Origin of the sequence: Thermus caliditerrae (assembly GCF_021462525.1) — a bacterium.
Classification (GTDB): Bacteria; Deinococcota; Deinococci; order Deinococcales; family Thermaceae; genus Thermus; species Thermus caliditerrae.
Genome location: NZ_JAKEDT010000014.1, coordinates 34,254 through 57,594 on the forward strand (window position 1 = coordinate 34,254; position 23,341 = coordinate 57,594).

Genomic DNA, 23,341 nt, shown 5'->3' on the forward strand with positions numbered 1-23,341 from the left:
CATGAGCCAGGATTTTCTGCTCTCCCTTTACCGAAGGGCCACCCGCCTGGTCTTCAACCTGGTGGTGGTGGCCCTCCTCATCGGGCTTTTTGTGGGGGTGGGGCGCACCTTCATGGAGCTGGGTCTCACCCTTACGGAACCCACGGTGCGCCTGGGCCTGAAGGAGCTGGTTACCAACGTCCTCAGTTTGGTCATCGTGTTGGAGCTGGTGCGGGTCTTCGTAGAGTACTTCGAGCTGGAAAGGGTGCGCCTCGAGGTCCTCCTGGAGATCGGGGTGGCCCTGGCCCTGCGGGAACTTCTTCTCCTCCTTTTCGCCGAAAAGCTCTCTGGGCTGGACCTCTTCTTCTGGACCCTGGGCATCCTGGCCCTGGTGGCCGGGCGCACCCTGGCCGTACAGTTCTCGCCGAGGAGGTAGCCATGAAGGTGGAGGAAGTGGTCCTGCCCGGGGTAGGGCGCAAGTACACCGTCACCGTAGGCAGCGGGGACCGCATCGTGATCGTGGTCCACAGCTCCGGCAAGCGGGAACTCCAATACTTTGAGGCCAGGGAGGACGAAGAGCCCAGCGCCGCCCTGGACCTCACCGACGAGGAGGCCCGGGAGCTGGGGGCCATCCTGGCAGGAGTTCTCTTCCACCCGGAAGCGGTGGGGGACACCCAGAGCAAGCTGGGGCAGAAGGTCATCGAGTGGATCCGCGTTCTCCCAGGCTCCCAGCTGGCGGGCCGGAGGGTGGGGGAGCTTCCCTTGCCCCAAGGGGCCCACCTTCTGGCGGTGGACCGCCCGGGGGCACCCTTGATCCCCAACCCCGATCCGGAAACGGTCCTGGAAGTGGGGGACACCCTGGTGGTGGCCGGCACCCGGGAGGCAGTGGAAGCCTTAAAGAGGAGCCTCTGATGCACCCTTCCGTGGAGGCCTTTGCCCTGACCGCAGGGCTCCTGGCCCTGGGGGCGGCCCTGGTTCACCGCTTTGGCTTCCCTCCCTTGCCCATCTACCTTCTTACGGGCCTCTGGGTGGGCGGGGCCTTGCCTGTGGAGGACCTCGAGCCCCTTCCCTCCCTGGGCCTTCTCCTCCTCCTCTTCTCCGTGGGGCTGGAGTTCGGCCCTGATCGCTTAAGAAGCCTCTCGGGCAAGGCGGTGAGGGCTGGTTTTTACGATGGCCTAGCACTACCCGTGGGCTTTTTCCTGGGGCTCATGGCCGGGCTGGACTGGCGGGGGGCGGCCCTTTTGGCGGGCGTCATCTACGTGAGCTCCAGTGCGGTGATCGTCAAGCTGATCATCGACCTGCGGCGGGCGGCCAACCCGGAAAGCGAGGTGGTCCTGGGAGTATCGGTCCTCGAGGACCTGGTGGTGCTGGTCCTCCTGGCCCTCCTGGGGGGTCAGGGCCTCAGCGGTTTCCTCCTGAGCCTCTTCCTGGCCACCGCTTACTTGGCCTCGGCCCGCCTCCTGGGACCAGGACTGGTGCGCTTCATGGAAAGCCTTTCCGACGAACTGGTCCTCCTCCTAGGAGCGGCCTTCACCACGGGGACCGCCCTCCTCTTCCAGGCGGCGGGGGCTTCGGTGGGGCTGGGGGCTTTTTTGGCAGGGACCCTCGCCGCCGCCTTGGGGTTAAGGGAACGCTTGGAGCGCCTCTTCGGCCCGGTGAGGGACCTGGGGGTGGCCCTCTTCTTCCTGGTGGTGGGCGCAGGGGCCCGGGACCTCTTCCAGGGCCTTACCCCAGCCGTGGTGGTCCTGGCCCTGCTGGGCCTCCTGGTCAAGCTCCCCCTTAACCACCTGGGGGGCACCCGGGCAGGCCTCTCCCGCAAGCGTGGGCTTTACAGCGCCCTCTACCTGGTCCCCAGGGGGGAGTTCAACCTGGTTCTGGGGGCTTTGGCCCAGGCCCAAGGCTATCCTCTGGTGGCCCAGGTGGCAGTACTCTTGGTGCTGGTTTCCATTCCCTTAGGGGCGCTCCTCATCCGCTTTGCCCCGGACATCGGGCGCTGGCTCTACCCTAAGGGTCAAAGGGCAAAGCCTGCCCAGGCCAAGGCCCCCTAACCCCCCGAAGGGCCCGTAGGCAGAGATTGCTCCATCGGCCCACGAGGAAGCGGCTTTCCCGTGGCCCTTCGGGAGTTCTTGTTGTGGCCCAAACCACAACAGGGCGCTTATGCCCAGAAAACCAGCCCTTGCAGACTCCCCCAGGAGGCTTTATGTTGAATGCGAGGGAGCACCTATGGAGATTTTTTTCCAGCTCTTCTGGCTCTTTTTCATCCTCTCGGCCCTATCTCCCTACTTGCAGCAACAGATGCTCCTGGGGGCCCGGGCCCGCAAGATCGCTGAGCTGGAAAGGAAGCGCAAAAGCCGCGTGATCACCCTCATCCACCGCCAGGAAGCCGTAAGCTTCCTGGGTATCCCCATCAGCCGCTTCATCAACATCGACGACTCGGAGCAAGTTCTAAGGGCCATCCGCCTCACCGACAAGAACATGCCCATTGACCTCATCCTCCACACCCCTGGGGGCCTGGTCCTGGCGGCGGAGCAGATCGCCGAGGCCCTTTTGCGCCACCCGGCCAAGGTCACGGTCTTCGTGCCCCACTACGCCATGTCCGGGGGCACCCTCATTGCCTTAGCCGCAGACGAGATCGTCATGGACGAGAACGCCGTCTTGGGCCCGGTGGACCCCCAGCTCGGCCAGTACCCCGCGGCCAGCATCCTCAAGGTGCTGGAGAAAAAACCCATCCAGGAGATCGACGACCAGACCCTGATCCTGGCGGACGTGGCGGAAAAGGCCCTCAGGCAGGTGAAGGCCACGGTGAAAAGCCTCCTCATGAAGCGCATGCCCGAGGAAAAGGCGGAGGAGGTGGCCACCCTCCTCTCCCAGGGCACCTGGACCCACGACTACCCCATCGACGTGGCCCAGGCCCGGGAGATGGGCCTGCCGGTGAGCACAGAGATGCCCCTCGAGGTCTATGAGCTCATGGACCTCTACCCCCAGGCCCAGGGGGGCAAGCCCAGCGTGCAGTACGTGCCCGTACCCTACCGCCACCAAGAGCCCAGGAGGCCTTAGGGTGTTCCCCCTCTACGACCTCAACCACGCCCGCCGGCCCGCTTTCGTGGTCAAGGGCCTGGTGTTCTTTAACGCCTTGGCCTTTCTCTGGCAACTTTCCGTGGGCCTGGAGTGGTCTGCCGAGGCCTACGGTTTTATCCCCGCCTTGTTCTTTCAGGACCCCTGGGGCCAGGGCTACCGCCTCCTCACCAGCATGTTCCTCCACGGGAGCTTTTTTCATATTCTATCCAATATGTGGTTCCTCTGGGTCTTCGGGGACAACGTGGAGGACCGCATGGGCCATGGCCGCTTCTTCCTCTTCTATCTCCTTGGAGGCGTGGCAGCCGCCCTAGTCCAGGGCCTCTTCAGCCCCTTGAGCACCATCCCCATGATCGGGGCCAGCGGGGCGGTGTCTGCGGTCTTGGGGGCCTACTACGTCCTCTTCCCCCGGGCCTATGTGGTCTCCGTGGTCTTCTTCATCTTTCCCCTCTTCGTCACCTTCCCCGCCGGGTTCTACCTGGGCTACTGGGCCTTCCTCCAGCTCCTGCAAGGCCTCTTGGGCCTCCCCGGGGTGGCCTGGTGGGCCCACCTGGGGGGGTTCCTCTTCGGCGCCCTCATGGCCCGGCGCTTTGCCCCCAGGTGGCGGCGCTGGTAAACTTTAGCCCATGAAGGTGGTCGAACTCATGACCCCAAACCCCGACACCATCGGGCCAGAGGCCACCCTCGAGGAAGCCGCCCGGCGCATCCTGGAAAAGCGCTACGGCAGCCTCCCTGTGGTGGACAAGGAGGGGTGCCTCCTGGGGCTTCTCCAGGTGGAGGAACTCCTGCCCCACCCGGAGAACGTCCCCTTCTCGGACGTGGAAGCCTTGCAGCTTTTTGGGGAGTGGGTGGATGGGGAGTTTTTGGAGGATATCTACCGGCGCTACCAGAAAACGCCGGTAAAGGCGGTGATGCGCACGGATATCCCCCGCCTGCATCCCGAGGATCCGGTGGGAAAGGCTTTGCAAACTCTCCTCACCAGCGAGGTGCGCCACCTGCCGGTGGTGGACCAGGGCAATAGGGTGGTGGGCATCCTCACCCGGAGCGACTTCCTCAAGCTCATCCTAAGGAGGCGGTGATGCATGGAGCTGGGCACATCCTCGAGGTCTTCTACCTCATCCTGGCTGCCCAGGTCATGGCCTTCCTCTTCAAGCGCCTGAACCAGCCCGTGGTCATTGGCGAGGTGCTGGCCGGCATCTTGGTAGGCCCTGCCCTCCTGGGTTGGGTGCACGAGGGGGAGATCCTGGAGTTCATCGCTGAGCTTGGGGCCATCTTCCTCCTCTTCATGGTGGGCCTGGAAACCCGGCTCAAGGACATCCTGGCCGTGGGAAAGGAAGCCTTCTTGGTGGCGGTTTTGGGGGTGGCCTTTCCCTTCGTGGGGGGGTACCTCTTTGGCCTCCAGATCGGCTTCGCCACCCTGCCCTCCCTCTTCCTGGGCACCGCCTTGGTGGCCACCAGCGTGGGGATCACCGCGCGGGTCTTGCAGGAGCTTGGGGTGCTCTCCCGCCCCTACGCCCGGGTCATCCTGGGGGCAGCCGTCATTGACGACGTGCTGGGTCTTATCGTTCTAGCGGTGGTGAACGGGGTGGCTAAAACCGGGCAGGTGGAGACCGGGGCCATCCTGCAACTCATCCTCCTTTCCGTGGTCTTCGTGGGCCTGGCGGTGGCCCTTTCGCCCCTCTTCGCCCGCCTGCCCCTGGAAAGGCTTCCCGTGGGCAGCCCGGTGGGCTTCGCCCTGGCCCTGGGGGTAGGCATGGCCGCCCTGGCCGCCGCCATCGGCCTGGCCCCCATCGTGGGGGCCTTTTTGGGGGGCATGCTCCTCTCTGAGGTGCGGGAGAAGTACCGCCTCGAGGAGCCCATCTTCGCCATCGAAGGCTTTTTAGCCCCTATCTTTTTCGCCATGGTGGGGGTGCGGTTGGAGCTGGCTGCCCTGATCTCCCCCGCCACTCTGGCGGCGGGAAGCGTGGTCACGGTCATCGCCATCCTGGGCAAGGTGCTGGGTGGGTTCCTGGGCTCCCTCACCCAGGGCGTGCGTTCGGCCCTCACCGTGGGGGTGGGCATGGCTCCCCGGGGAGAGGTGGGGCTGATCGTGGCCGCCCTGGGTCTGGCCGCAGGCGCTGTGAACGAAGAGGAGTACGCCATCGTCCTCTTCATGGTGGTCTTCACCACCCTCTTCGCCCCCTTTGCCCTAAAGCCCCTTATCGCCTGGACGGAAAAGGGCCTGCGCCAGGCTAAGGAGTAGCCCGGTAGGCGGCATAAGCGGCGAGCACCTTGGCCAGGTACTCCCGGGGCTCGTCCCGCTCCTGGAAACGGAGGAAGGCGTAGAGGTCCCCCTCGCGGGCGATGCCCCTGAGGGTGTAGCCGATGCCCCCGTTGTAGGCGGTGAGGGCGCAGGCCAGCTGCTCCAGTCCTTCGAAGGCGGCGCAGCGCTCCAGGAGCCAACGCAGGTAGCGGGCGGCGTAGCGGATGCTGGCCTCGGGGTCAAAGGGGTCGGCGGGGGGCTCCCCCAGCATCCGGGCCACGTCGGCCCAGGTGCTCCGCAAAAACTGCGCCAGCCCCAGGGCCCCCGTGGGGCTTACCGCCAGGGGGTCAAAGCGGCTTTCCACGTGGAGGAGGGCGTAGAGGAGATCGGGGTCCAGCCCCTCCCTTTGGGCGTATCCCTCCACCCACGCCCGGTAGGGGCGGGGGTAGGCCATGGCGGTGGGCCAGGCGGCGCGGATCCCCTCCCGGTAGGCCCCCAGGCGGTAGAGGAAAGGAACCAGGGCAGGCCAGTCCTGGGGGCGCTGCCAGAGGGCGTAGCGCACCTCGCCCCGGGCCCAGGCCTCCTTGCCTGCCCGGATGAGGGCTTCCACCAAGGGAGCCTCGAGGGGCAGAGGAACCTCAGGGGCGGGAAGTGGGGGGCTCGGCTCCTTGCCCAGGAGGAGGCCCAAGCCCCCCGAAAGGAGGGCGTAGGCCCTGAAGCGCTCCTCCTCCAGGCCCAGCCGCCCCGCAAGGAGGTAGGCCCTCAGGGCGGCGTCATCCGCATAGGAGCTTTCCGCGCGGGCAAGCTCCAGGTAAAGCCCCAGGGCCTCCCGCAAAAGCCCCTGGCGCTCCAGAAGGGCCGTGGCCCGCCATAAGCCTTCTGGGGTGCTCTTCCGGTAGGCGGCCACCGCCTCGAGGAGCCTTCCCATCTCCTCCAGGACCCGCCCTTGGGCGTAGCGGCTTTCCGGGTGGTCGTAGCGGGCAAAGGCGAGGAGGGCCTCCTCCCGCCGCCCCAGCCGCCAAAGGGCGTAGCCCAGGCCCAGATGGCCCCGGGGGTCGCTTTCGGCCCAGGACCGGTAGTGGGGGAGGGCCTCGGCAAAGCGGGAAAGGCGAAAGAGGGCCTGGGCCCGAAGGTCAGGCCGCACCCCCTCGGGAAGCACCCGCAAAAGGGCCTGGTAGGCCCGCCCCCGGAAGAGGGCCTCCCAAAGCCGCTCCCCCGCTCCCAAGGACAGGAGCGCTGCAACCGCTTCCTCCTCCGGCAAAAGCCTCTCCCAGGCGGAGAAAGCCCGGGGGTCTCCCGCCGCCTGAAGGAGGGAAGCGGCCTTGCGCCAGGCCTCCTTGGCCTCCCAGCCCGGCTCAAAGGGCCGCACCCCCTCCAGGAAGAGGGCGTAGCGCCAGGCGTACTCCCCCCGCTCGGCCGGGGGAAGGGCTTCCTCGTCCACCAAGAGCCAGCCCGCAAGAAGCCGGGCGTACCCCTCCCCTCCCAGGGCCACCTGGCGCAGGGCCTCCGGGCGGCCGCTTTCCAGGAGGGCGTAGGGTTCGGGAAGCTCCTGGGCCCGGCAGGAAGGGAGAAAGAGGATCAGCAGGAGAAGAAGGCGGCCCATGGCCCCACCCTACCAAAACCCCTACGCGCCCTGGCGCCCAGGTTGCCCCTCGGCCGAAGCCCAAGCGGCCTGGGCCACAAGGGCATGCTCAAGGAGGCAAAGCTTCCCTCAGGGGAAGTCCCCTGGCGCCGGAGGGGGGGGTGGGCGTAGCCTGGTAGGGCTTATGGGTCTAGCGGGTTATCCGGAAGGGCGTATTCCCCCCCACAGCCTCGAGGCGGAGCAAAGCGTCTTGGGGGCCATCCTCCTGGACTCCGACGTCCTGGACGAGCTGGAAGGCCTCCTCCCCTCTCCCGAGGCCTTCTACGCCGAGGCTCACCGCAAGATCTATGCGGCCATGCAGGCCCTCAAGTCCCAGGGCAAGCCCGTGGACCTGGTCACCCTTTCCGAGGAGCTCTCCCGCCGAGGAGAGCTGGAGGCCCTGGGCGGGGTAAGCTACCTGGTCCAGCTCTCCGAGGCCACCCCCACCGCCGCCTACGCGGAGCATTACGCCCGCATCGTGGCGGAGAAGTGGACCCTGAGGAAGCTCATCCAGGCGGCGGGGGAAGCCATGCGCCTGGCCTACGAGGAGGCGGGCAGCCTGGACGAAATCCTGGACAACGCGGGAAAGAAGATCCTCGAGGTGGCCCTGACCCAGACCGACACCGAGGCCCGGGCCATGCGGGAGCTGGTCCACGAAACCTTCGAGCACATCGAGGCCCTCTTCCAAAACAAAGGGGAAGTGGCGGGAGTCCGCACCGGCTTCAAGGAGCTAGACGGGCTTATCGGCACCCTCTCCCCCGGCTCCTTAAACATCATCGCCGCCCGCCCCGCCATGGGGAAAACCGCCTTCGCCCTCACCATCGCCCAGCACGCCGCCCTGAAGGAGGGGGTGGGGGTGGGCATCTACTCCCTGGAGATGCCCGCGGCCCAGCTCACCCTGCGCATGATGTGCTCCGAAGCCCGCATCGACATGAACCGGGTGCGCCTGGGCCAGCTCACCGACCGGGACTTCTCCCGGCTGGTGGACGTGGCGGGCCGCCTCTCTGAGGCCCCCATCTACATCGACGACACCCCGGACCTGACCCTCATGGAGCTAAGGGCCCGGGCAAGGCGGCTGAGGAGCCAGCAGGGGGTAGGGCTCATCATCATCGATTACCTGCAGCTCATGTCAGGTCCCGGCGGAGGCAAACAGGGGGAGAACCGCCAGCAGGAGATCGCCGCCATCTCCCGCGGGCTCAAGGCCCTGGCCCGGGAGCTCAACATCCCGGTGGTGGCCTTGAGCCAGCTTTCCCGGGCGGTGGAGGCCAGGCCCAACAAGCGCCCGATGCTCTCCGACCTCAGGGAATCGGGCTCGATCGAGCAGGACGCCGACTTGGTCATGTTCATCTACCGGGACGAGTACTACAACCCCCACTCGGAAAAGGCGGGGGTAGCGGAGATCATCGTGGGCAAGCAGCGGAACGGGCCCACGGGCACGGTGGAGCTCCAGTTCCACGCCCAGCACGTGCGCTTCAACGACCTGGCCCGGGAGCCCTAGGTGTGGCCCGCCTGCAAAAGGGCAGCCGCCCCTTGGGCCAAGGCCTCCTTCAGGTCCCGGTGACCCAGGGAGAGGCCCAAGGCAAGGGCCTCGAGGTAGCTCTCCTCGATGAGCCCGATCTCCACGGCCACGATCTTCTCAAAGGCCTCCACCGCGCCGAAAACCTCGGGGCCGCGCAAGGCGGTGCGCAGGTGCTCCAGGGAAAGCTCCTGCACGATCCCCATGGCCGGGATCATGGCCCGGGGGCCGATGCCGAGCCTGGCGTGCACCAGCCCGATGCGCCGCCGCCTTTCCGCATAGGCGCGGTCGTAGGTGCCCGAGAAAAGCTCCCCGTACCAGTGGGCAAAGGTGCCGTAAAGCCTCTCCACCCTGCCGGGCACGGCGTGAAGGATTTCCGAAAGCTCCGGATCCCGCCCCAGGTAGTCGTAGAAGGCCAGGGCCACCTCGGGGGCGATGGGGGCCATCACCTGGCCCAGCTCCCGCAGGAGGGCGGCGTGGGCCTCGGTAAAGCCGGTGCGCCCCTTGAGGAGGTCGAGGAGTTCGCCCGGGTCCACGGGACAAATGTACCTCCCCGGGCCGCCCCCCGTCTAGGGCAGGAAAAGGCCACCCCGGCTTCCGGGGCGGCCTCCCTTCCGCCAGGGCTACTCCGTGCTCACCCCCTGCTCCACCTGCTGGCTCACGGGCTCCACCATGCGGAAGTGCTGGGCGGGGTCCAAAAGGAGCTTCTCCAGGCGGGCCGCCTTCTCCTCCCGCTTGGCCTCCTGAAGGACCCGGATGTAGGCGGAAAGGAGCTCCCGCACATCCTCTATCCCCCTCAGGTCCAGGGGTTTAACCGCCACCTTGGCCCCCTTGGCCAGGCGGCGCCGCATGGCCTCCTCCGTGAGGCCCATTTCGGGCCAGTGGCGGAGGTAGACCCGCCCCCCGGTCATGCCCGAGCAGATCCAAGGGCCAGGGTCCCCCAGGACCAGGGCCCGCCCCCGGGTCATGTACTCGAAGGCGAAACCCTTGGCCTGCGCCCGGGCCGCCAGGTTGCCGAGATCGTCCCGTAGGGGGCGCTCGGGCTCCCCGCCCAGGATCACATCCGCCCCGGAAAGCCGGATGCAGAAGCGGCTATCCGCCACCCCCTCCACGATGAGGAGGCCCCCTATGGCCCCGTAGGCGAAGCTCTTGCCCACGGAGCCGTCCACATAGGCCCCGTAGGGGTTCCGGCCCTTGAGGATGGCCACCGTGCCCCCGAAGGCGCTCTTGGCCACCCCGTCCTGGGCACCTCCTTCCACCACCACCTTCATGCCCTCGAGGTTGAAAGCAGCAAGCCCGTTCCCCGCGATGCTCCCCGCATCAAAGCGGAGCTCCACCTCGGCGTCGAAGCCCTTGCCGTAAAGCCTCCTCCGGGCGATCTCCCCCGCCAGGTGGGCCCCCAGGGCCCGGTCCGTGGAGTCCACGGGGCCCTCCTGGAACACGAGCCGCCTCCCCCCTTCCGCGTAGGCCCCCATCACCACCTCGGTGATGGTGCGGGTGAGCTGGTTCAAGGGCTTGCGGAGGACGTGGGCCGAGGTGTCCTTAAGCCACTCGGGCTCCTCCACGGGCAGGAAGAAGTAGCTGAGGTCCAGCTCCTCCAGGTGGTCCCGCTGGTAGAGGAGATCGGCGCGGCCCCTGAGCTCCCGTAGCGAGCGGGCCCCCAAGGCGGCCACCAGCTCCCTCAGGGCTTCCCCCTTGGCCTCAAAGAAGCGGGTGAGGTGCTCCACCGCCCGGTCCAGATCCTGGGGCACGAAGCGCTTGAGCCCGTGGGCTAGGGCCTCCTCCACGGTCTCGATCTGGGTGGTGATGCCCACGTGGCAGGTGTCCAGCTGGCACCCCCGGCAGATGGTGCAGCCGATGGCCACCATGGCCATGGTGGCCATGCCCACCCGGTCTGCGCCCAGGAGGACCATGCGCAACACGTCGTAGGCGGTCTTGAGGCCGCCGTCGGCCCAGATCTCCACCTTGTCCCGCAAGCCCGCCCGCACCAGGGCCCGGTGGGCCCGGCGCACCCCAAGCTCCACGGGAAGCCCCGCGTACTTGAGGGCATGGAGCCTAGCCGCCCCCGTCCCTCCCTCAAACCCCGAGAGGGTGATGACGTCCGCCCCCGCCTTGGCGATCCCCACGGCGATGGTGCCGATACCGGGGATCACGGGCACCTTTACCGAGACCAAGGCCTTGGGGTTCACCGTCTTGAGCTCCTCGATGAGCTGGGCCAGGTCCTCGATGGAGTAGAGGTCGTGGTTGTTGGAGGGGCTGATGAGGTCCACCCCGGGCACGGCGTTGCGGGCAGCGGCCACCTTGGCGGAGACCTTCTTGCCCGGCAGGTGCCCCCCCTCCCCTGGCTTGGCCCCCTGGCCGATCTTGATCTCGATGACACTGGCGGAGTTCAGCATGTAGGCGTGGACGCCGAAGCGGCCACTGGCCACCTGCTGCCCGCGCCAGTGGGTGTATTTCCCCAGCATGTCGGGGATTTCCCCGCCTTCGCCGTTGATGCAGAGCATGTTGAGGCGCTTGGCCGCCTCCACGTAGGCGCGGAAGGAGGCCTCCCCTTGGGAGCCAAAGCTCATGGCGCTGATGAGGAAGGGCAGGGAGTGGCCCCCCACGGAGAGGTCCACCTCTTCGGGGGAAACCTCGCTCCTTTCGGGGAAGCGCACCTCCAAAAGCTGCCTCGCCGCCACCGGGCTTTCCCGCTCCAGGGAGCGCACCTTTTCCTGGAAGTGGGCATAAGGCGCTTGGCCTGAGGCCACCTCCTGGGCGGCCTTGTAGATCCTGGGGTTGAAGCGGAAATCCTTGGCGGGAAGCACCTTTTCCGCCCTCAAGAAGCCTTCCCGCTCCAGGAGGGTGCGCTCCAGCTCCAAGAAGCCGTAGCCCCCCGTTTCCGAGCCCAGGAAGTTCCGGGTACCGAAGTAGTCGGCCAGCTCCGGCTTGAGGCCGATGGCGCTGAAGATCTTCCCGTAGCCCCGTAGCTCGTGGATGCCCATGGTGGAGATGACCTTCTCCAGGCCCTTGCGCAGGGCCTCGAGGGCACCCGCCACCCCCTTGCGCCCCTCCTGGGCCCGGGCCTTCTCCTCCAGAAGCCAGGGGGCCACCGCCTCCGCCCCCAGGCCCAGGAGGAAGGCGATGTCGTGCAGGTTGCGCACGCCCCCGGAATGGACCAGGATGGAGGTGCGCCGCCTCAGGGCCACCCCTTCCGCGTCCTGCTTCAGGAGGGCGCGGTTCACCGCCGCCACCGCCAGGCCCATGTCGATCCAGACCCCTCCCTGGAAGGCCTCCCGGTCGGAGAGGATGAGGACCTCCGCCCCCTCCTCCACCGCCCGCACCGCCATCTCCTCCAGGCGCCTCAAGCCCGCCAGCAACCCCTCCTCCACGTTGAACTGGGGCACCAGGGTGCGGGTTCTAAAGCGCTCCTTGACCTCGGCGAGGGTCAGGGTGCCGAAGGCCTCCGCCAGGCCCTGGTCCGCCTCCAGCACGATGGGCAGGAGGAGCTCCTCCACCCTCCCCCCACCCCGCCCGTCGGGCAGGGGGCGGCGGCCCAGGAGGGTGCGGGTGGAGAAGTGTTCGATCTCCCTTTCGCGGTCGATGGCGGGGTTGGTCACCACCGCCACGGTCTCCTTGAAGAACTCGGAGAGGTTGGGCTTCTCCGGGTTCAAAGCGGCCAGGGGGCCATCGTAGCCCAGGGAGCCGATGGGCTCGTTGCCGGTCTTGGCCAGGGCCTCGAGGTAGGCCGCGTCCCAGCGATCCCAGCCGTAGGCCCGCTCCAGGCCCAAGGGGGGCGGGGCGGGCTTTTCCTCCACCTCCACCCCGCTCCCCCCAGCCACCGGGGGCGGGGCTTGGCGGGTGGGCCCCGCCAGGTACGTCCGGTACCCCTCCACCGGGGTGCGGGCGGCGACGCGCTCCAGGACCAGGCGCTGGTGCCGGTCAAAGGGGTAGACCTTGGGCCCTTCCGGGGTGAGGCGCAGGTAGACCTTTTCCCCGGGAGCCAGCGGCTTGGGTTCGGTGACGAACTCTTCAGCGCTGAAGACCCCCCGTTCGGAGGAGAAGACGATCTCGTAAGGGGTTTCAAACTGCCAAAGGGGCCTTAGGCCCATGGCGTCCGTGGCGAAGACCGCCTCGTCCCGGTGGCGGCTCACGATGGCGGCAGGCCCCTGGGCCAAAGGCCCAAAGCGCTGCCTTAGGGCCAGGTAGAGGTCCTGAAGCTCTGGCGGAAGCCCCTTCACCTCCCCCAGCACCGGGGGGAAGACCAGGTCCATGGCCTCGGGGAGGGTAAGGCCGTAGCGGTAGATGAGCCCCTCCAGCATGCGGTTCAGGTCCTGGGAGTCCGAGCCCCCGGTGCGGGGGATGCCGAGGAAGTCCAGCTCCCGCCTCAGGCGCTCGATGGTGTTGATCTCGCCGTTGTGGCCCAGAAGGCCAAAGGGCTGGACCTGTTCAAAGGTGGAAAGGGTGTTGGTGGAGTAGCGGTTATGCCCCAGGGCGATGGCGCTTTTGAACTCGGGGCGGGAAAGCTCGGGGTAGTAGCGCTTCAAAAGCTCCGCCGCCCCTCGCACCTTATAGACCACGCTGTAGGTGGAGAGGGAAACCACGTGGACGGGGAAGCTGGCCTCGAGCCTCAGGCCCAGCTCCCACAGGGGCGCATCCCCATCGGGGCTAAGCCCCGCCACCTGGAGGAAGATGGCTTCCGTGCGACGGCCCACCGGGCCCAGCACCTCGCTCACCACCTCCCCCAGGCGGAAGTGCACGGGCCGCACCCCAAGGGGCTGGCCCTCCCGCCTCAGGAGCTCTTGGAACTCCTCGAGGCGCCCCGCCTCGGTTTTGGGCAGGAAAAAGTGCCCCACGAAGAAGCGGGGATTAAAGGCCAGCTCCGGATCGAGCCCCGCCTCCTCCAGGAAGCGGGCCCACAGCTCCCGGGGGATGTCGGTTTGGATCCCGGTCCCATCTCCCTCGCCTCGGATGGCCCCCGCCCGGTGGGCCATGCGGTAAAGGCTCTCCAGGGTCCTCCGCACGATGCGGTGGGAGGGCTTGCCGCTTTTCTCCGCCATGGCGATGATGCCACAGGCGTCCTGGCCTAGGGGGATATCCGGGTAGGCTTCCTTCCAGGTCATCTTGGGGCTCCTTCTTGCGGCTCAGGGGTTTGGTGTAGGCAAAGATATGCGCGTCGTTCCTCGGATTATACACCCCCCTGGGGGTAGGGTCAAGGAGCTTGGGAAGGAAGGCACGTGGGGGCCTACGCCAGGGGAAGCCGCAGGACGGGCTTTGGGAGAACCCGCTCCCGCGTCCCTAAAGGCCAACCTCGGGTCCACCCTTCAGGGACCGGGGATGCGGTGGAAGGCGTTGAGGAAGAGGGGCAGGGCCTCCGCCCGGGCTTCCTGCTCCCGCAGGACCTCCTCAAAAGCCTGGGGGGCCATGAGGAGGTGGGGCAACCTTAGCCACCCCAGGTAGTACTCCCCCGCCTGCCCGGGGTAGCGGAGGCGGCTTCGCTCCTCGGAAAACAGCAACCCCTCAAAGGCGTAGGGGGAGGCCCAGTAGGGCGCCCGGGCGGTCTTTTGGAGGAAGTCCCGAAGCCTCAGGGGGTTGCTCCAAACCCCGTACCGCAGGCGCTCGTCCAGGGCCTCCAAGGCGGCGAAGCGCCCCTCGCGGGCCAGCTTTAGGCGCTGGAGGCGAAGCCTGGCGTACTGGGAAAGGGAAAGGATCTCCCGGGAGAGGCCCAGGGCCACCAGGAGCCTCGAGGCCACCACGTAGTCCTGGTACTCCCGGTAAGGGTCCACGACCCCAAGATGCCACGGGAAGCAGGGTAGGATGGTGGCATGGACCGGAAGGGCTGGGTCATGCGGGCCGTGGAAGCCCTGCGCTTCGCCACCTTTAAGGACATCCAGCGCTACCTGGACGAGGAAGGTGAGGCCTTTTCCAAAAAGGAGCTGCAGGACACCTTGGAGGCCCTGGTGCGGGAGGGGAAGCTGGAGGAAAAGGAGGGCACTTACCGCCTGGCCCACAAAAAAGGAGGCGGGGAAGCTTTTGAAAAGCTCTTCGGAAGCTGACGCCTCGAGGCGCACCCTCTCGCCCCGGGGCAAGGCGCTTCCGCTGGCCCTCAGCGGGAGTAGTTGGGCGCCTCCTTGATGACCACCACGTCGTGGGGATGGCTTTCAATGAGCCCGGCCATGGTCATGCGCACGAAGCGGGCTTTTTGCCGGAAGGTTTCTATGTCGGGGGCCCCCACGTAGCCCATGGCGCTCCTCAGGCCCCCCACGATCTGGTAGAGGACGTCGGCCACGGGGCCCTTGTAGGGCACCATGCCCTCAATCCCCTCAGGCACGAGCTTCTTGGCCTCGGTTTCCCCTCCCTTGCCGGGGTCTTGGAAATAGCGGTCGGCAGAACCCTGCCGCATGGCCCCTAGGGAACCCATCCCCCGGTAGAGCTTGTAGCGCCGCCCGTCCTTCAGCACCTCCTCCCCCGGGGCCTCGTCGGTGCCCGCCAGCATGCTCCCCAGCATCACCGAGTGGGCCCCGGCGGCTAGGGCCTTGGCCACGTCCCCGGTGTACTTCACCCCCCCATCGGCGATGATGGGCACGTCCAGGTCGGCCACCCCCGCCACCGCCTCGAGGATGGCCGAGATCTGCGGCACCCCCACCCCGGTCACCACCCGGGTGGTGCAGATGGAGCCGGGGCCGATGCCCACCTTGACCGCGTCCGCCCCCCGCTCCGCAAGAGCCCTTGCCCCCTCCCGGGTGGCCACGTTCCCGGCAATGACCTCCACCTTGTCGGCGAAGGTCTCCTTCAGGTAGGCAAGGGCCTCGAGGATGCCCTTGGAGTGCCCGTGGGCCGAGTCCAGGACCAAGACGTCCACCCCGGCCTCCACCAGGGCCTGGGCGCGCTCGGGGAGGTCCTTGCTGGCCCCCACCGCCGCCCCCACCAGAAGGCGGCCCAGGGCGTCCTTGGCCGCATGGGGGTACTGCTTGCGCTTCACGATGTCCTTCAGGGTAAGGAGCCCCTTAAGCCTCCCCGCCTCGTCCACCAGGGGGAGCTTCTCCACCTTGTGCCGGCGCAGGATCTCTTCGGCCTCCTCCAAGGTGGTGCCGGGCGGGGCGGTGACGAGGCGCTCTAGGGGGGTCATGACCTCGGTGACGGGGCGCTTGAGGTCCCGCTCGAAGCGCAGGTCGCGGTTGGTCACCAGGCCCAGGAGCTTTCCGTAGAGGTCCACCACGGGAAGCCCCCCGATGCGGTACTCCCGCATGAGGCGCTCGGCGTCTTCCAGGGTGGCCGTGGGGGGAAGGGTCACGGGGTCTTGGATCATGCCCGCCTCGGAGCGCTTCACCTTGCGCACCATGCCCGCCTGAACCTCAATGGAAAGGTTCTTGTGGATGACCCCAAGCCCCCCCTCCCGGGCCATGGCGATGGCCATCTCCGCCTCGGTTACCGTGTCCATGGCCGCGGAAAGGATGGGGATGTTCAGGGAGAGCTTCTTAGTGAGCCGGGTCTTGACGGAAACCTCTTTGGGCAGGACCTCGGAGTAGCCGGGTAGCAGGAGGACGTCGTCAAAGGTGAGGCCTTCGTAGAGGATCTTCCCCTCGTACATGTTCCCCAGGGTAAAGGGTGAAAGGGCACTTGGTCCAGGGGGAAAGGGCTGACCCCCGCCCTTGCGGGCGGGGGTCTTTCTGGTGGGCGGCGTAGGACTTGAACCTACGACCTCTCGCGTGTGAGGCGGAAAAAATCCATTCTGCATCCTCCGGCACCGCACGGAAACGCCCTTCCTCATGATGACTATCATCCGGTATAGCGCGGGCTCTTCCCCCCTGCTTCGGGTCCAATAGCCCCCCAAATGGCCCTCCTCTTTCTGGTCCCTTTCCAAGCCCTTTCTGGTAGCCTTGCAAGAAGGAAGGGGTCAGAACCGCTTGGGTAGCCCGGCCTGCTTCAGGACACCATTGGCGGTATGGCGGGACAGGATTTTGCCGTCTACCACGAACTTGCGCCCGGTGAGAGGGCTGTACCAGATTTCGTGGTCCCCCTTCCCCTGACGGACAAAGTAACAACCCGCCTCCCGGAGAAGGCGCTTGACCTCGGGGGCGTAATCCGCCATAGCCCTTAGGCGGGGGTGAGGGCTTGGCGGGCCTCGAGGTGGAGCTCCAAGGGTAGGGCCAGGGGAAGGCCGTTCTCCTCCAGGAGCTCAGGCACCATCACCCTGAGCTTGAGGAGGAGGCCATCAAGGTCTTGGGCCTCGGTAGCAAGCCCGGGCACATCCGGGGACTCTGCTACCCACACCCCAGCCTCCTCATCCCAGAAGGCGCGCACGCGTACGGGGGTCATAGCCGTATGATACCGCGCGAGGGCGGTGTATAATGCAAGTGATGCGGCCCTTTCGCCAAAGCCCGGAAGCGATTCTCTGGGCGGCTTTTGCCTCTGCACCGCCTAGGTGGGCTTGGCGGCTTTGGAGCAGGGCCTTCCGCGGCCTCCCCTCCCCCGAGCAGCGCTTCAGCGTGGTGCGGGTAAAGGGGGACTTCGCCGCTTTGCGGGAACAGTGGGCCAGGAAGCTCCTTCCCGGCCTTGGGGGGAGGGAGCGCGAAATCTTGAGGAGGCTCCTCCCCTACCTGCCCGGCGCGGTGGAGGGTGAGCGCATCTTCAGCGTCCTCCCCCCGGCCCGGCTGGCAAGCGCCCCCGGGGCCATCCGCCTTCTGCTCAATCCGGGAGGGGGCATAAAGCTGGCCCTCCTGATAATCGCCAGCACGCTGGCCTGGGCATTCCTCCTCGTGCTGGCTTGGCTTAGTCCAGAACCGCGCGGCGCGCGGTTTACGCAAGAATGCGAAAGCCGCGGGCCTCCCCTCAAAACCGAGCTTCTCGTGGTCAAAACTGTCGCCCAGCAGAACGCCCCTGGTGCGGCCTAAGGCGTTGGCGTAGCGGCCAAAGCTTTAGGCCCGGTTAGCCACGCCCCGAGCTAACCGAGGAGCACCAGGGGCAAAAGTATGCTTGAGCCGAGCCAACTCCCGCATCTTTTGACGGTGAAACAACTTCGCGAGGTGGTAGGACCGGAAATCTTGGGCCGGGACGAGGCTTATCGCCTTGCCCGGGTCTACGGCCTGAAGCTGGGGCGCAAGCTGGTGGTCCCCCGCCGGGTGGTCGTGGCCCTGCTTGAGGGCGAGCTGAAGCCCCCCAGCGGGGGGCGCGGGTAGGAGGGCCGCGATGGCACGGGCTGAGGCCATTTTACTCGCGGCCTTGGGCTACGCCCGGCTGGGCTACCGGGTCCTCCCCCTCCACCCGGGGGGGAAGCGGCCCCACGGGGGCTTGGCCCCCCATGGGCTAAAGGATGCCACGGCTGACCCCACCATCGTCCGGTCCTGGTGGGACCGGGAGCCTCGGGCAGGGGTGGGCCTCCTGGCCCCGGAGAATGTCTTGGTCCTGGACTTTGACTTGCCCGAGGCTTGGCAGGCCCTACGCAGGGAGCACCCGGAGCTCCTCCAGGCCCCCCGGCAACGGACGCCCAAGGGGGGCGTCCACCTTTTCCTCCGGCTCCCTGAGGGGCTTCAGGGAGCCTTGAGCGCGAGCACCCGCGCCCTGCCTGGGATAGATATAAGGGGCTTAGCGCGGGCCTATGTGGCCGCTTGGCCCACCAGGCTGAGTAATGGGGGCTACTACTGGGAAGTGGGCCTGAAGACGCCGGGGGAGCTCCCCCCGGTGCCTAGCGCGCTCCTCCAGCGTCTTCTCCCGCCGCCGCCTCCCCCGGTCCGGCTGGAGGGGGCCTCGAGGCCCTCCGCCTCGCCTGAGCGGTTGAGGAAGCTCCTGGACTACCACGCCTCCCGGATAGCCTCCACCCCGGAGGGAAGTAGGCACCTGGAGCTCCTCCGCCGGGGTTTGGCCGTGGCCGGGCTCGTTCCCTTGGGGCTAGACCGAGAGGAAGCCGAGGCCGCTTTGCGGGAGGCGGGCCTGGCCGCAGGCTTACCCCTTCGGGAGGTGGAAGACCTTCTGCGTTGGGTTTTGCCCCGCGGGGAGGCCCGGCCCTTGGCCCTGGAGGACCGCCTCCCTGAGCCCAAGACCTACCGCGCCCGGGTCTACGCCCGGCTGAGGAGGTGGGCATGAGCTTCCAAGACCTTCTGGAGCGGGCCAAAGGGCTCAAGGCGGAAACCCTGCCCCAGGCCCTCCCCGAGCTCTTCCGGGGCATTTACGAGGCGGGCCTTCTGGATACCGAGGTGGAGGCCCTCTTCCAGGCCATCCGCAAGGCCACCGGGGTCAGCAAGGGGGCCCTCCTCAAGGACTGGACCCGCTACCGGGCCATCCGGGAGGCCCAGGCTAAGGAAGCGGAAGCCCCCGAGCTCACCCCCGAGGACGAGGAGGCCGCCCAGGAGCTTTCCCAGGCCCCCGGCCTGCTCCACCGGGCCATCCGCACCCTGGGGGACCTCGGGGTGGTGGGGGAGGAGGAGAACCGGGGCCTTCTCTACTTGGCCCTCCTTTCCAGCAGGACCGAGGAGCCCATCAGCGTCCTGGTGAAGGGGCGCTCTTCCTCCGGCAAAAGCCACCTGGTGAGGACCGCCCTCCGGCTCATCCCGCCCCGGGGCTACTACGAGCTGACCGCCATGAGCGCCAAGGCCCTGGTCTACGCGGATTTGGACTTCTCCCACAGGCACTTGGTCCTTTACGAGGAAGACGGCTTGGCCCAGGAGGAAGTCCTTTACCTGGTGCGCACCCTCCTCTCGGAGGGGCAAATCCGCTACCTGACCACGGAGAAGGCACCCAATGGCCGCTTGGTGGGGCGGGAAATCATCCGCCCCGGGCCTACGGGGCTCATTACCACGATGACCAAGGGGCTCACCAAGGAGGACAACGAAACCCGCACCCTCTCCCTCTACATGGACGACACCAAGGCCCACACCCTGAGGGTGGTGGAGGCTGTAGCCCTTTGGGAAGCGCAAGGAGGGGCACCCACCCCTGACCTGGGGCCGTGGCATGCCCTTTACCACGCCCTCCCCCAGAAGCCGTGCGGGGGCCCTTTGCCCCCGCCGTGGCCCGGCTCCTCCAGGCCCAGGACCTCCCCGAGGACCTGACCCGCCTCCGCCGGGACTTCAAGCGCTTCCTGAACCTGGTGAAGGTGGTGGCCCTCCTCCACCACGCCCGCCGTGAAGAACGGGAAGGGACCTTCCTGGCCTCCTTGGAGGACTACGCCTTGGCCTACCACTTGGCCGCCCGCCCCCTGGCCCGAAGCGTGCACACCGTGAGCCCCCAGGCCCTCAAGCTGGCCGTGGCCGTGCGGGAGGTGTACGAGACCAAGCTGGTGGAGGCCCTGGACAAGAAGAAGGAACCCGCCCTCGTGGCCGTTTATGTCAAGGAGATTGCCAAGGCCCTCCGGTGGGCCACCCGCACCGTGCACAAGTGGCTGGAGCAGGCAGAGGTCGCCGGACTGGTGGAGGTGCATAAGGACGGGAACCGCCTCCGCATCCTCCCCAACGAGGACGCCCCCGTGGACGAGGCCGCCTTCCGCCTCCTCCCCGAGCCCGAGGCCCTGGGCCGGGAGGTGGGGGAAGCCCTGGAGTATGTGCACCCCCTGACGGGAGAACGCATGCGCTTCTCTTCCTCCGTGCAAGCGTGCAAGACCTTGACGGAAGAGGCCACAAGCACCCTCCCTGACGAGGAAAACCCACTTGCACGCCCCGTGCACGCACTTGCACGCCCCGGCGAAGAAGCGGCTCCAGGGCGGGAAAAACCCCGTGCACGAGTTGAGGGGGGTCTTGCACGCCCCGCGCACGAGGAGGTGGAGGTGGAGATATGACCCCATGGGAAGCTCTCTTGGAAAACGCCCCCCGCCTGGTGGAGAAGCTTAGGGCCATGCGCCCGCCCAAGCTCAGGGTGGTGGTGGATGGCCGGGTAGCCTACTGGGCCCTGGCCCTCCCGGGGGAGGAAGACCTGGAGGCTCATGGCGCTTGGCCCGGCCAGTCTGCTCCCTCCCTGGAGGGGTGGCTACGGGAGCGCCTGCTTTTCCTCGCGGAAGCCTGGCCCGGGGCCCAGGAGGTGGAGCTCCTGGGCCTTTGGGCCGGAACCCCGCCCCGGCTGGAGCGCCTGGCCCGGGCCAGGGTCAGGCCGCGGGAGGAGGTAGGTCATGCCTAGCGTGCAAGACCCCGCCCAAGTCGTGCACGGCAAGAACGCCCTCCAGGACGGCATTCTTGAGGTAGGCGTGCAAGTGCGTGCACATAGCGTGCAAGTTGACTTTCGCCGTCCTGGAGGGCAAAATCCCCCTCTTGCGCACGCCTCTTGCACGCTTGCACGGAAAGAGAAAGGCACGGAAAATCCCCGCCCCCTCGGGGCAACCCCCCGGGGGGTAGGAGGTGAAGAATGCCCATGGGAACAAGGAAAAGGCGCGATTTATCCCGTGCAAGAAGCGCCCTGCTGAAGGCCATCCTGAAGAGTGAAAGACTGCTGGACTCCACGGACGAGCAGGTAAGCCTCCGGGCCGCCGCGGTACTCGCCCAGCTTGCGGGTGCCCTGGCCCGCCTGGCAGAAACTTTGGACTTTGAGGAGCGCCTGAGCGCCTTGGAGGAGGCCCTGGCCCTGGAGCCTGGGGCCAGGAGGAGGAGGAGCGCATGAGGAAGCAGAAGCTGGAGAAACTACGCCAAAGCCTCGAGGCCCGCTTCCGCGAGGAATGGACCCGCCTGTTCGGCCTTGCGGCTGAAGAAGGCGGTGATGACGCTGTCCAGGCCCTGGAGGCCCTGCTGGCCGCCCATCCCGGCCTGGAGAAGGGGGACGAGTATGCGGCCATCCGGAGGCTGGGCCTTGGCCGGGAATACCTCCTGCTGGGGCTTTGGGCCATGAGCGCCCCGTGGCCGGATGAGGAGGGCATTCCCCTGGCCTCCCCCTCCCGCATTCCTGAGCCCCCCTTCTCGCGGGAGGAGCTGAGGAGCTTGCGGCTTTACCTCCAGGCCCTCCCCGCTGAAGCGCCTGGGGAGCAGGCCGTGGTCCAGGCCCTCCTTGGAGTGGTGGCCCTGGCCTTGGCGGTCCACCGCTACCACGCCGGGGAAAACCCCGCCCCCCGCATCCGGGTCATCTACGAAACCCCGGACGATGGTGGTGAGGCACCATAGGTAGAAAGCACCGGGGCGAAAACTCGGATTTGGCACGCTATGGAACGAAATCCGCCCCAGCACCAGGGCGGATTTTGTCCCGCTATGTCCCGCTTCCCCCTGGGGGTCTGTCGTGCGCGAAATCATACTTTCGCGAAGAACCTATGTGGGGGCTACCCACATAAACCCGGAAGGTCTAGGATGAGGCTATGCCAAGAGGGGAGCATTTGATACGGAACCGCCCGCCCAAGGAAGTGCTGGCCGAACGGCTGGGCCAGGAGCCCTTGAGGCCGGGGGAAGCAGGCTTGAGGACTTATGTTCGCGGGGAAGAGGCCGCCTTGCGCCTGTTCAAGGCCCTTTCCGCCAAGGAGCGGGGGGCCGTGGTCAAGGCAGGCCTCGAGGCCCTGGGCTACCTGGAGGTGAGGGATGGCGCGCGGGAAGGGTAGCGGGAGCACTTACTACGACCAGGCCAAGGGGAAGTGGGCGGCTGAAGTGAAGTGGATTGACCCCGCCACGGGGCGGGTGCGGAAAGTGAAGCGGTACGCCGAAACCCGCCGCGAAGCGGAAAAGCTCCTGGCCGAGCTGGTAGACCAGAAGGCCAAGGGCCTCCTGGCCGAGCCCTCCAAGCTCACCACGCGGGAGTTTGCCCAGGAGTACCTCAAGCGCTTAGCCCGTGAGGGGTTGCGGCCAAACTCCTTGCGCCTTGCCAAGGATGAGCTGGCCTATGCCCTCCCCTCCCTGAAGGAGCCTGGGGCCCACGACCCCATAGGCCGCATGCGCCTCCAGGAAGTGAAGCCCGCCCATATCCGCGCGGTCCTAGATGACCTCCTGGAGCAGGGCTATGCCCCCAGGACCATCCGCCGGGTGCACATGCGCCTCAAGGCCCTCTTCCGCGAAGCCCTCCGCCTGGAGCTGGTGGCCCGCAACCCCGTGGAGGCGGTGAGCCTCCGCCTCCCTCAAGGGGAAAGGGTGGCCCGGGCCCTGGAGCCCCACGAGGTGGCCCGCCTCCTGGAGGAAGCAGGGCGGTCCAAGAGCCCCGATATGGCCCTCCTCCTTCGCCTCATGCTGGAAACCGGGCTACGCCGGGGGGAGGCCCTGGCCCTCCAATGGCGGGACATAGACTTTGCCCGGGGGGAGCTCAGGGTGTGGAGGGCCTGGGCCAAGGTAAACGGCAAGGCCACCTTCACCGGGCTCAAGACTCCCACCGCCAAGCGGCCCGTCCCCGTCCCCCTCAAGCTCCTCGCCCTCCTGGAAGCCCGCCGTCAAGAGCTCCTGGAGCGCCTGACCCCAGAGGAGCTTGCGGAAGTCTTCCTCTTCGGTGGGGACAGGCCCTTTGACCCCGATGCCTTCAACCACTACCTTCGCCGCTTGGCCCAGAAGGCGGGGCTAGGGAGGGTGCGGGCACACGACTTGAGGCATACCTGGGCCTCCCCGGCCCTCTCCCGGGGCATCCCCCTGGAGGTAGTGAGTGAGCGCCGGGGCCATGCCAACCCCAACATCACCTTGGGCATTTACCGCCATCTCCTGGAGGAGGAGCGCCGGGGCTATGTGATAGACCTGGAAGACCTCCTAAAAGGCCCTGGAAACAGACCCCAAGCCTGAGCCCAATAGCCCCCCAAATGGCCCTCCAAAGCACTTCCCCCCTCGCTACCGAGGGGGGAAGCTTTGCGTTCTGGAGCTGGTGGGCGGCGTAGGACTTGAACCTACGACCTCTCGCGTGTGAGGCGAGCGCTCTTCCGCTGAGCTAGCCGCCCCTAAGCCTTTCGCAGGGTAGCACGCCCCCAGGAAGCCTGTCAAGCAAGGAACTTGACGCTGAGCTCTCCCTCTAAGTTCGGACATCCCTTGCCTCCTGGGGATGAGGGGGAACAGGAAATAGC

26 protein-coding genes and 2 tRNA genes are annotated in these 23,341 nt (G+C 67.1%); 19 read left to right on the top strand and 9 right to left on the bottom strand.

Going from position 1 to position 23,341, the window contains the following annotated elements:
- Position 1: 1 nt before the first annotated feature.
- From L1088_RS08335 to L1088_RS08365, 7 genes are all read left to right on the top strand, one after another.
- Entirely contained in the window at positions 2–415 is a 414-nt protein-coding gene (locus L1088_RS08335) for a phosphate-starvation-inducible PsiE family protein (RefSeq protein ID WP_038041527.1), read from the top strand.
- A 2-nt stretch (positions 416–417) separates the two neighbouring features.
- Positions 418–891 (top strand): cation:proton antiporter regulatory subunit, encoded by a 474-nt coding sequence (locus L1088_RS08340; protein ID WP_234554516.1) that lies wholly within the window; start codon positions 418–420, stop codon positions 889–891.
- Positions 891–2,027: a cation:proton antiporter gene (locus L1088_RS08345; protein ID WP_234554517.1), complete on the top strand. Its 1,137-nt coding sequence runs from the start codon at positions 891–893 to the stop codon at positions 2,025–2,027. Before L1088_RS08340 ends, L1088_RS08345 begins: the two co-directional genes overlap by 1 nt.
- A 175-nt stretch (positions 2,028–2,202) precedes the next feature.
- Positions 2,203–3,036 carry an SDH family Clp fold serine proteinase gene (locus tag L1088_RS08350; protein ID WP_135259579.1) on the top strand — a complete coding sequence of 278 codons (834 nt, stop codon included), beginning with the start codon at positions 2,203–2,205 and terminating at the stop codon, positions 3,034–3,036.
- A 1-nt stretch (position 3,037) separates the two neighbouring features.
- Positions 3,038–3,670, top strand: a complete 633-nt coding sequence (locus L1088_RS08355) for a rhomboid family intramembrane serine protease (RefSeq protein WP_234554518.1) — start codon at positions 3,038–3,040, stop codon at positions 3,668–3,670.
- A 10-nt stretch (positions 3,671–3,680) separates the two neighbouring features.
- Positions 3,681–4,133 (top strand): CBS domain-containing protein, encoded by a 453-nt coding sequence (locus tag L1088_RS08360; RefSeq protein ID WP_038041517.1) that lies wholly within the window; start codon positions 3,681–3,683, stop codon positions 4,131–4,133.
- Positions 4,133–5,296, top strand: coding sequence for a cation:proton antiporter (locus L1088_RS08365; RefSeq protein ID WP_038041515.1), 1,164 nt, complete (start codon positions 4,133–4,135; stop codon positions 5,294–5,296). The genes L1088_RS08360 and L1088_RS08365 overlap by 1 nt, the downstream gene beginning before the upstream one ends.
- On the opposite strand, the gene L1088_RS08370 is transcribed toward L1088_RS08365, so the two are convergent.
- Positions 5,286–6,899 carry a transglycosylase SLT domain-containing protein gene (locus L1088_RS08370; protein WP_234554519.1) on the bottom strand — a complete coding sequence of 538 codons (1,614 nt, stop codon included), beginning with the start codon at positions 6,897–6,899 and terminating at the stop codon, positions 5,286–5,288. The genes L1088_RS08365 and L1088_RS08370 overlap by 11 nt on opposite strands.
- Before the next feature lie 163 nt (positions 6,900–7,062).
- On the opposite strand from L1088_RS08370, the gene dnaB reads away from it, so the two are divergent.
- Positions 7,063–8,415 carry a replicative DNA helicase gene (gene dnaB, locus L1088_RS08375; protein ID WP_038045423.1) on the top strand — a complete coding sequence of 451 codons (1,353 nt, stop codon included), beginning with the start codon at positions 7,063–7,065 and terminating at the stop codon, positions 8,413–8,415.
- Here the strand turns inward: dnaB and L1088_RS08380 are convergent.
- The 3 genes from L1088_RS08380 to L1088_RS08390 form a co-directional block, all read right to left on the bottom strand.
- Positions 8,412–8,969, bottom strand: a complete 558-nt coding sequence (locus L1088_RS08380) for a protoglobin domain-containing protein (protein ID WP_038045421.1) — start codon at positions 8,967–8,969, stop codon at positions 8,412–8,414. The two genes, dnaB and L1088_RS08380, sit on opposite strands and share 4 nt — an antisense overlap.
- A gap of 87 nt (positions 8,970–9,056) precedes the next feature.
- A complete protein-coding gene (locus tag L1088_RS08385; RefSeq protein WP_234554520.1) occupies positions 9,057–13,535 on the bottom strand; it encodes a glutamate synthase-related protein in 4,479 nt (1,492 codons plus the stop codon).
- Positions 13,536–13,736: 201 nt separating this feature from the next.
- Positions 13,737–14,198, bottom strand: a complete 462-nt coding sequence (locus tag L1088_RS08390) for a hypothetical protein (protein ID WP_234554521.1) — start codon at positions 14,196–14,198, stop codon at positions 13,737–13,739.
- A 39-nt stretch (positions 14,199–14,237) separates the two neighbouring features.
- Here L1088_RS08390 and L1088_RS08395 point away from each other — a divergent pair, with 39 nt between their 5' ends.
- Positions 14,238–14,468 carry a hypothetical protein gene (locus L1088_RS08395; protein ID WP_038045413.1) on the top strand — a complete coding sequence of 77 codons (231 nt, stop codon included), beginning with the start codon at positions 14,238–14,240 and terminating at the stop codon, positions 14,466–14,468.
- Positions 14,469–14,518: 50 nt separating this feature from the next.
- Here the strand turns inward: L1088_RS08395 and guaB are convergent, their stop codons facing one another.
- From guaB to L1088_RS08415, 4 genes are all read right to left on the bottom strand, one after another.
- A complete protein-coding gene (gene guaB, locus L1088_RS08400) occupies positions 14,519–16,003 on the bottom strand; it encodes an IMP dehydrogenase (protein ID WP_234554522.1) in 1,485 nt (494 codons plus the stop codon).
- A gap of 80 nt (positions 16,004–16,083) precedes the next feature.
- Positions 16,084–16,165 (bottom strand) — tRNA-Val (locus L1088_RS08405).
- Positions 16,166–16,309: 144 nt separating this feature from the next.
- Entirely contained in the window at positions 16,310–16,504 is a 195-nt protein-coding gene (locus tag L1088_RS08410; protein ID WP_234554523.1) for a type II toxin-antitoxin system HicA family toxin, read from the bottom strand.
- A 5-nt stretch (positions 16,505–16,509) separates the two neighbouring features.
- Positions 16,510–16,731: a DUF1902 domain-containing protein gene (locus tag L1088_RS08415; protein ID WP_038043060.1), complete on the bottom strand. Its 222-nt coding sequence runs from the start codon at positions 16,729–16,731 to the stop codon at positions 16,510–16,512.
- 41 nt (positions 16,732–16,772) lie between these two features.
- Between L1088_RS08415 and L1088_RS08420 the strand changes: the two genes are divergently transcribed.
- The 10 genes from L1088_RS08420 to L1088_RS08465 all read left to right on the top strand — a co-directional run bounded on the left by L1088_RS08420 (position 16,773) and on the right by L1088_RS08465 (position 23,066).
- Positions 16,773–17,306 carry a hypothetical protein gene (locus L1088_RS08420; RefSeq protein ID WP_234554524.1) on the top strand — a complete coding sequence of 178 codons (534 nt, stop codon included), beginning with the start codon at positions 16,773–16,775 and terminating at the stop codon, positions 17,304–17,306.
- A 114-nt stretch (positions 17,307–17,420) separates the two neighbouring features.
- Positions 17,421–17,591 (top strand): hypothetical protein, encoded by a 171-nt coding sequence (locus tag L1088_RS08425; protein WP_234554525.1) that lies wholly within the window; start codon positions 17,421–17,423, stop codon positions 17,589–17,591.
- Positions 17,592–17,601: 10 nt separating this feature from the next.
- The gene (locus L1088_RS08430) at positions 17,602–18,495 is read left to right on the top strand and encodes a bifunctional DNA primase/polymerase (RefSeq protein ID WP_234554526.1); all 894 of its coding nucleotides are present in this window, start codon (positions 17,602–17,604) and stop codon (positions 18,493–18,495) included.
- Positions 18,492–19,457, top strand: a complete 966-nt coding sequence (locus L1088_RS08435; RefSeq protein ID WP_234554527.1) for an MTBMA_p00010-related P-loop-containing protein — start codon at positions 18,492–18,494, stop codon at positions 19,455–19,457. The genes L1088_RS08430 and L1088_RS08435 overlap by 4 nt, the downstream gene beginning before the upstream one ends.
- Positions 19,391–20,179 carry a hypothetical protein gene (locus L1088_RS08440; RefSeq protein WP_234554528.1) on the top strand — a complete coding sequence of 263 codons (789 nt, stop codon included), beginning with the start codon at positions 19,391–19,393 and terminating at the stop codon, positions 20,177–20,179. Before L1088_RS08435 ends, L1088_RS08440 begins: the two co-directional genes overlap by 67 nt.
- A complete protein-coding gene (locus tag L1088_RS12475; RefSeq protein WP_267961154.1) occupies positions 20,176–20,514 on the top strand; it encodes a hypothetical protein in 339 nt (112 codons plus the stop codon). The genes L1088_RS08440 and L1088_RS12475 overlap by 4 nt, the downstream gene beginning before the upstream one ends.
- A gap of 231 nt (positions 20,515–20,745) precedes the next feature.
- On the top strand, positions 20,746–20,991 hold the full coding sequence (locus L1088_RS08450; protein ID WP_234554530.1) for a hypothetical protein: 246 nt from the start codon (positions 20,746–20,748) through the stop codon (positions 20,989–20,991).
- Complete coding sequence (locus L1088_RS08455; RefSeq protein ID WP_234554532.1) at positions 20,988–21,485, top strand: hypothetical protein; 498 nt, start codon at positions 20,988–20,990, stop codon at positions 21,483–21,485. The genes L1088_RS08450 and L1088_RS08455 overlap by 4 nt, the downstream gene beginning before the upstream one ends.
- 206 nt (positions 21,486–21,691) lie before the next feature.
- Positions 21,692–21,910 (top strand): hypothetical protein, encoded by a 219-nt coding sequence (locus L1088_RS08460; protein ID WP_234554536.1) that lies wholly within the window; start codon positions 21,692–21,694, stop codon positions 21,908–21,910.
- Positions 21,891–23,066, top strand: a complete 1,176-nt coding sequence (locus L1088_RS08465; protein ID WP_234554537.1) for a site-specific integrase — start codon at positions 21,891–21,893, stop codon at positions 23,064–23,066. The genes L1088_RS08460 and L1088_RS08465 overlap by 20 nt, the downstream gene beginning before the upstream one ends.
- Positions 23,067–23,143: 77 nt before the next feature.
- Here the strand turns inward: L1088_RS08465 and L1088_RS08470 are convergent.
- Positions 23,144–23,218, bottom strand: a tRNA-Val gene (locus tag L1088_RS08470).
- Positions 23,219–23,341: the final 123 nt, after the last annotated feature.

What these genes read in the sequence shown, in the direction of transcription:
- L1088_RS08335 (WP_038041527.1), top strand. Translation starts at nt 2, where the DNA reads ATGAGCCAGGATTTTCTGCTCTCCCTTTACCGAAGGGCCACCCGCCTG.
- L1088_RS08340 (WP_234554516.1), top strand. Translation starts at nt 418, where the DNA reads ATGAAGGTGGAGGAAGTGGTCCTGCCCGGGGTAGGGCGCAAGTACACC.
- L1088_RS08345 (WP_234554517.1), top strand. Translation starts at nt 891, where the DNA reads ATGCACCCTTCCGTGGAGGCCTTTGCCCTGACCGCAGGGCTCCTGGCC.
- L1088_RS08350 (WP_135259579.1), top strand. Translation starts at nt 2,203, where the DNA reads ATGGAGATTTTTTTCCAGCTCTTCTGGCTCTTTTTCATCCTCTCGGCC.
- L1088_RS08360 (WP_038041517.1), top strand. Translation starts at nt 3,681, where the DNA reads ATGAAGGTGGTCGAACTCATGACCCCAAACCCCGACACCATCGGGCCA.
- L1088_RS08365 (WP_038041515.1), top strand. Translation starts at nt 4,133, where the DNA reads ATGCATGGAGCTGGGCACATCCTCGAGGTCTTCTACCTCATCCTGGCT.
- L1088_RS08370 (WP_234554519.1), bottom strand. Translation starts at nt 6,899, where the DNA reads ATGGGCCGCCTTCTTCTCCTGCTGATCCTCTTTCTCCCTTCCTGCCGG.
- dnaB (WP_038045423.1), top strand. Translation starts at nt 7,063, where the DNA reads ATGGGTCTAGCGGGTTATCCGGAAGGGCGTATTCCCCCCCACAGCCTC.
- L1088_RS08385 (WP_234554520.1), bottom strand. Translation starts at nt 13,535, where the DNA reads ATGACCTGGAAGGAAGCCTACCCGGATATCCCCCTAGGCCAGGACGCC.
- L1088_RS08395 (WP_038045413.1), top strand. Translation starts at nt 14,238, where the DNA reads ATGGACCGGAAGGGCTGGGTCATGCGGGCCGTGGAAGCCCTGCGCTTC.
- guaB (WP_234554522.1), bottom strand. Translation starts at nt 16,003, where the DNA reads ATGTACGAGGGGAAGATCCTCTACGAAGGCCTCACCTTTGACGACGTC.
- L1088_RS08410 (WP_234554523.1), bottom strand. Translation starts at nt 16,504, where the DNA reads ATGGCGGATTACGCCCCCGAGGTCAAGCGCCTTCTCCGGGAGGCGGGT.
- L1088_RS08415 (WP_038043060.1), bottom strand. Translation starts at nt 16,731, where the DNA reads ATGACCCCCGTACGCGTGCGCGCCTTCTGGGATGAGGAGGCTGGGGTG.
- L1088_RS08420 (WP_234554524.1), top strand. Translation starts at nt 16,773, where the DNA reads ATGCGGCCCTTTCGCCAAAGCCCGGAAGCGATTCTCTGGGCGGCTTTT.
- L1088_RS08430 (WP_234554526.1), top strand. Translation starts at nt 17,602, where the DNA reads ATGGCACGGGCTGAGGCCATTTTACTCGCGGCCTTGGGCTACGCCCGG.
- L1088_RS08435 (WP_234554527.1), top strand. Translation starts at nt 18,492, where the DNA reads ATGAGCTTCCAAGACCTTCTGGAGCGGGCCAAAGGGCTCAAGGCGGAA.
- L1088_RS12475 (WP_267961154.1), top strand. Translation starts at nt 20,176, where the DNA reads ATGACCCCATGGGAAGCTCTCTTGGAAAACGCCCCCCGCCTGGTGGAG.
- L1088_RS08450 (WP_234554530.1), top strand. Translation starts at nt 20,746, where the DNA reads ATGGGAACAAGGAAAAGGCGCGATTTATCCCGTGCAAGAAGCGCCCTG.
- L1088_RS08455 (WP_234554532.1), top strand. Translation starts at nt 20,988, where the DNA reads ATGAGGAAGCAGAAGCTGGAGAAACTACGCCAAAGCCTCGAGGCCCGC.
- L1088_RS08465 (WP_234554537.1), top strand. Translation starts at nt 21,891, where the DNA reads ATGGCGCGCGGGAAGGGTAGCGGGAGCACTTACTACGACCAGGCCAAG.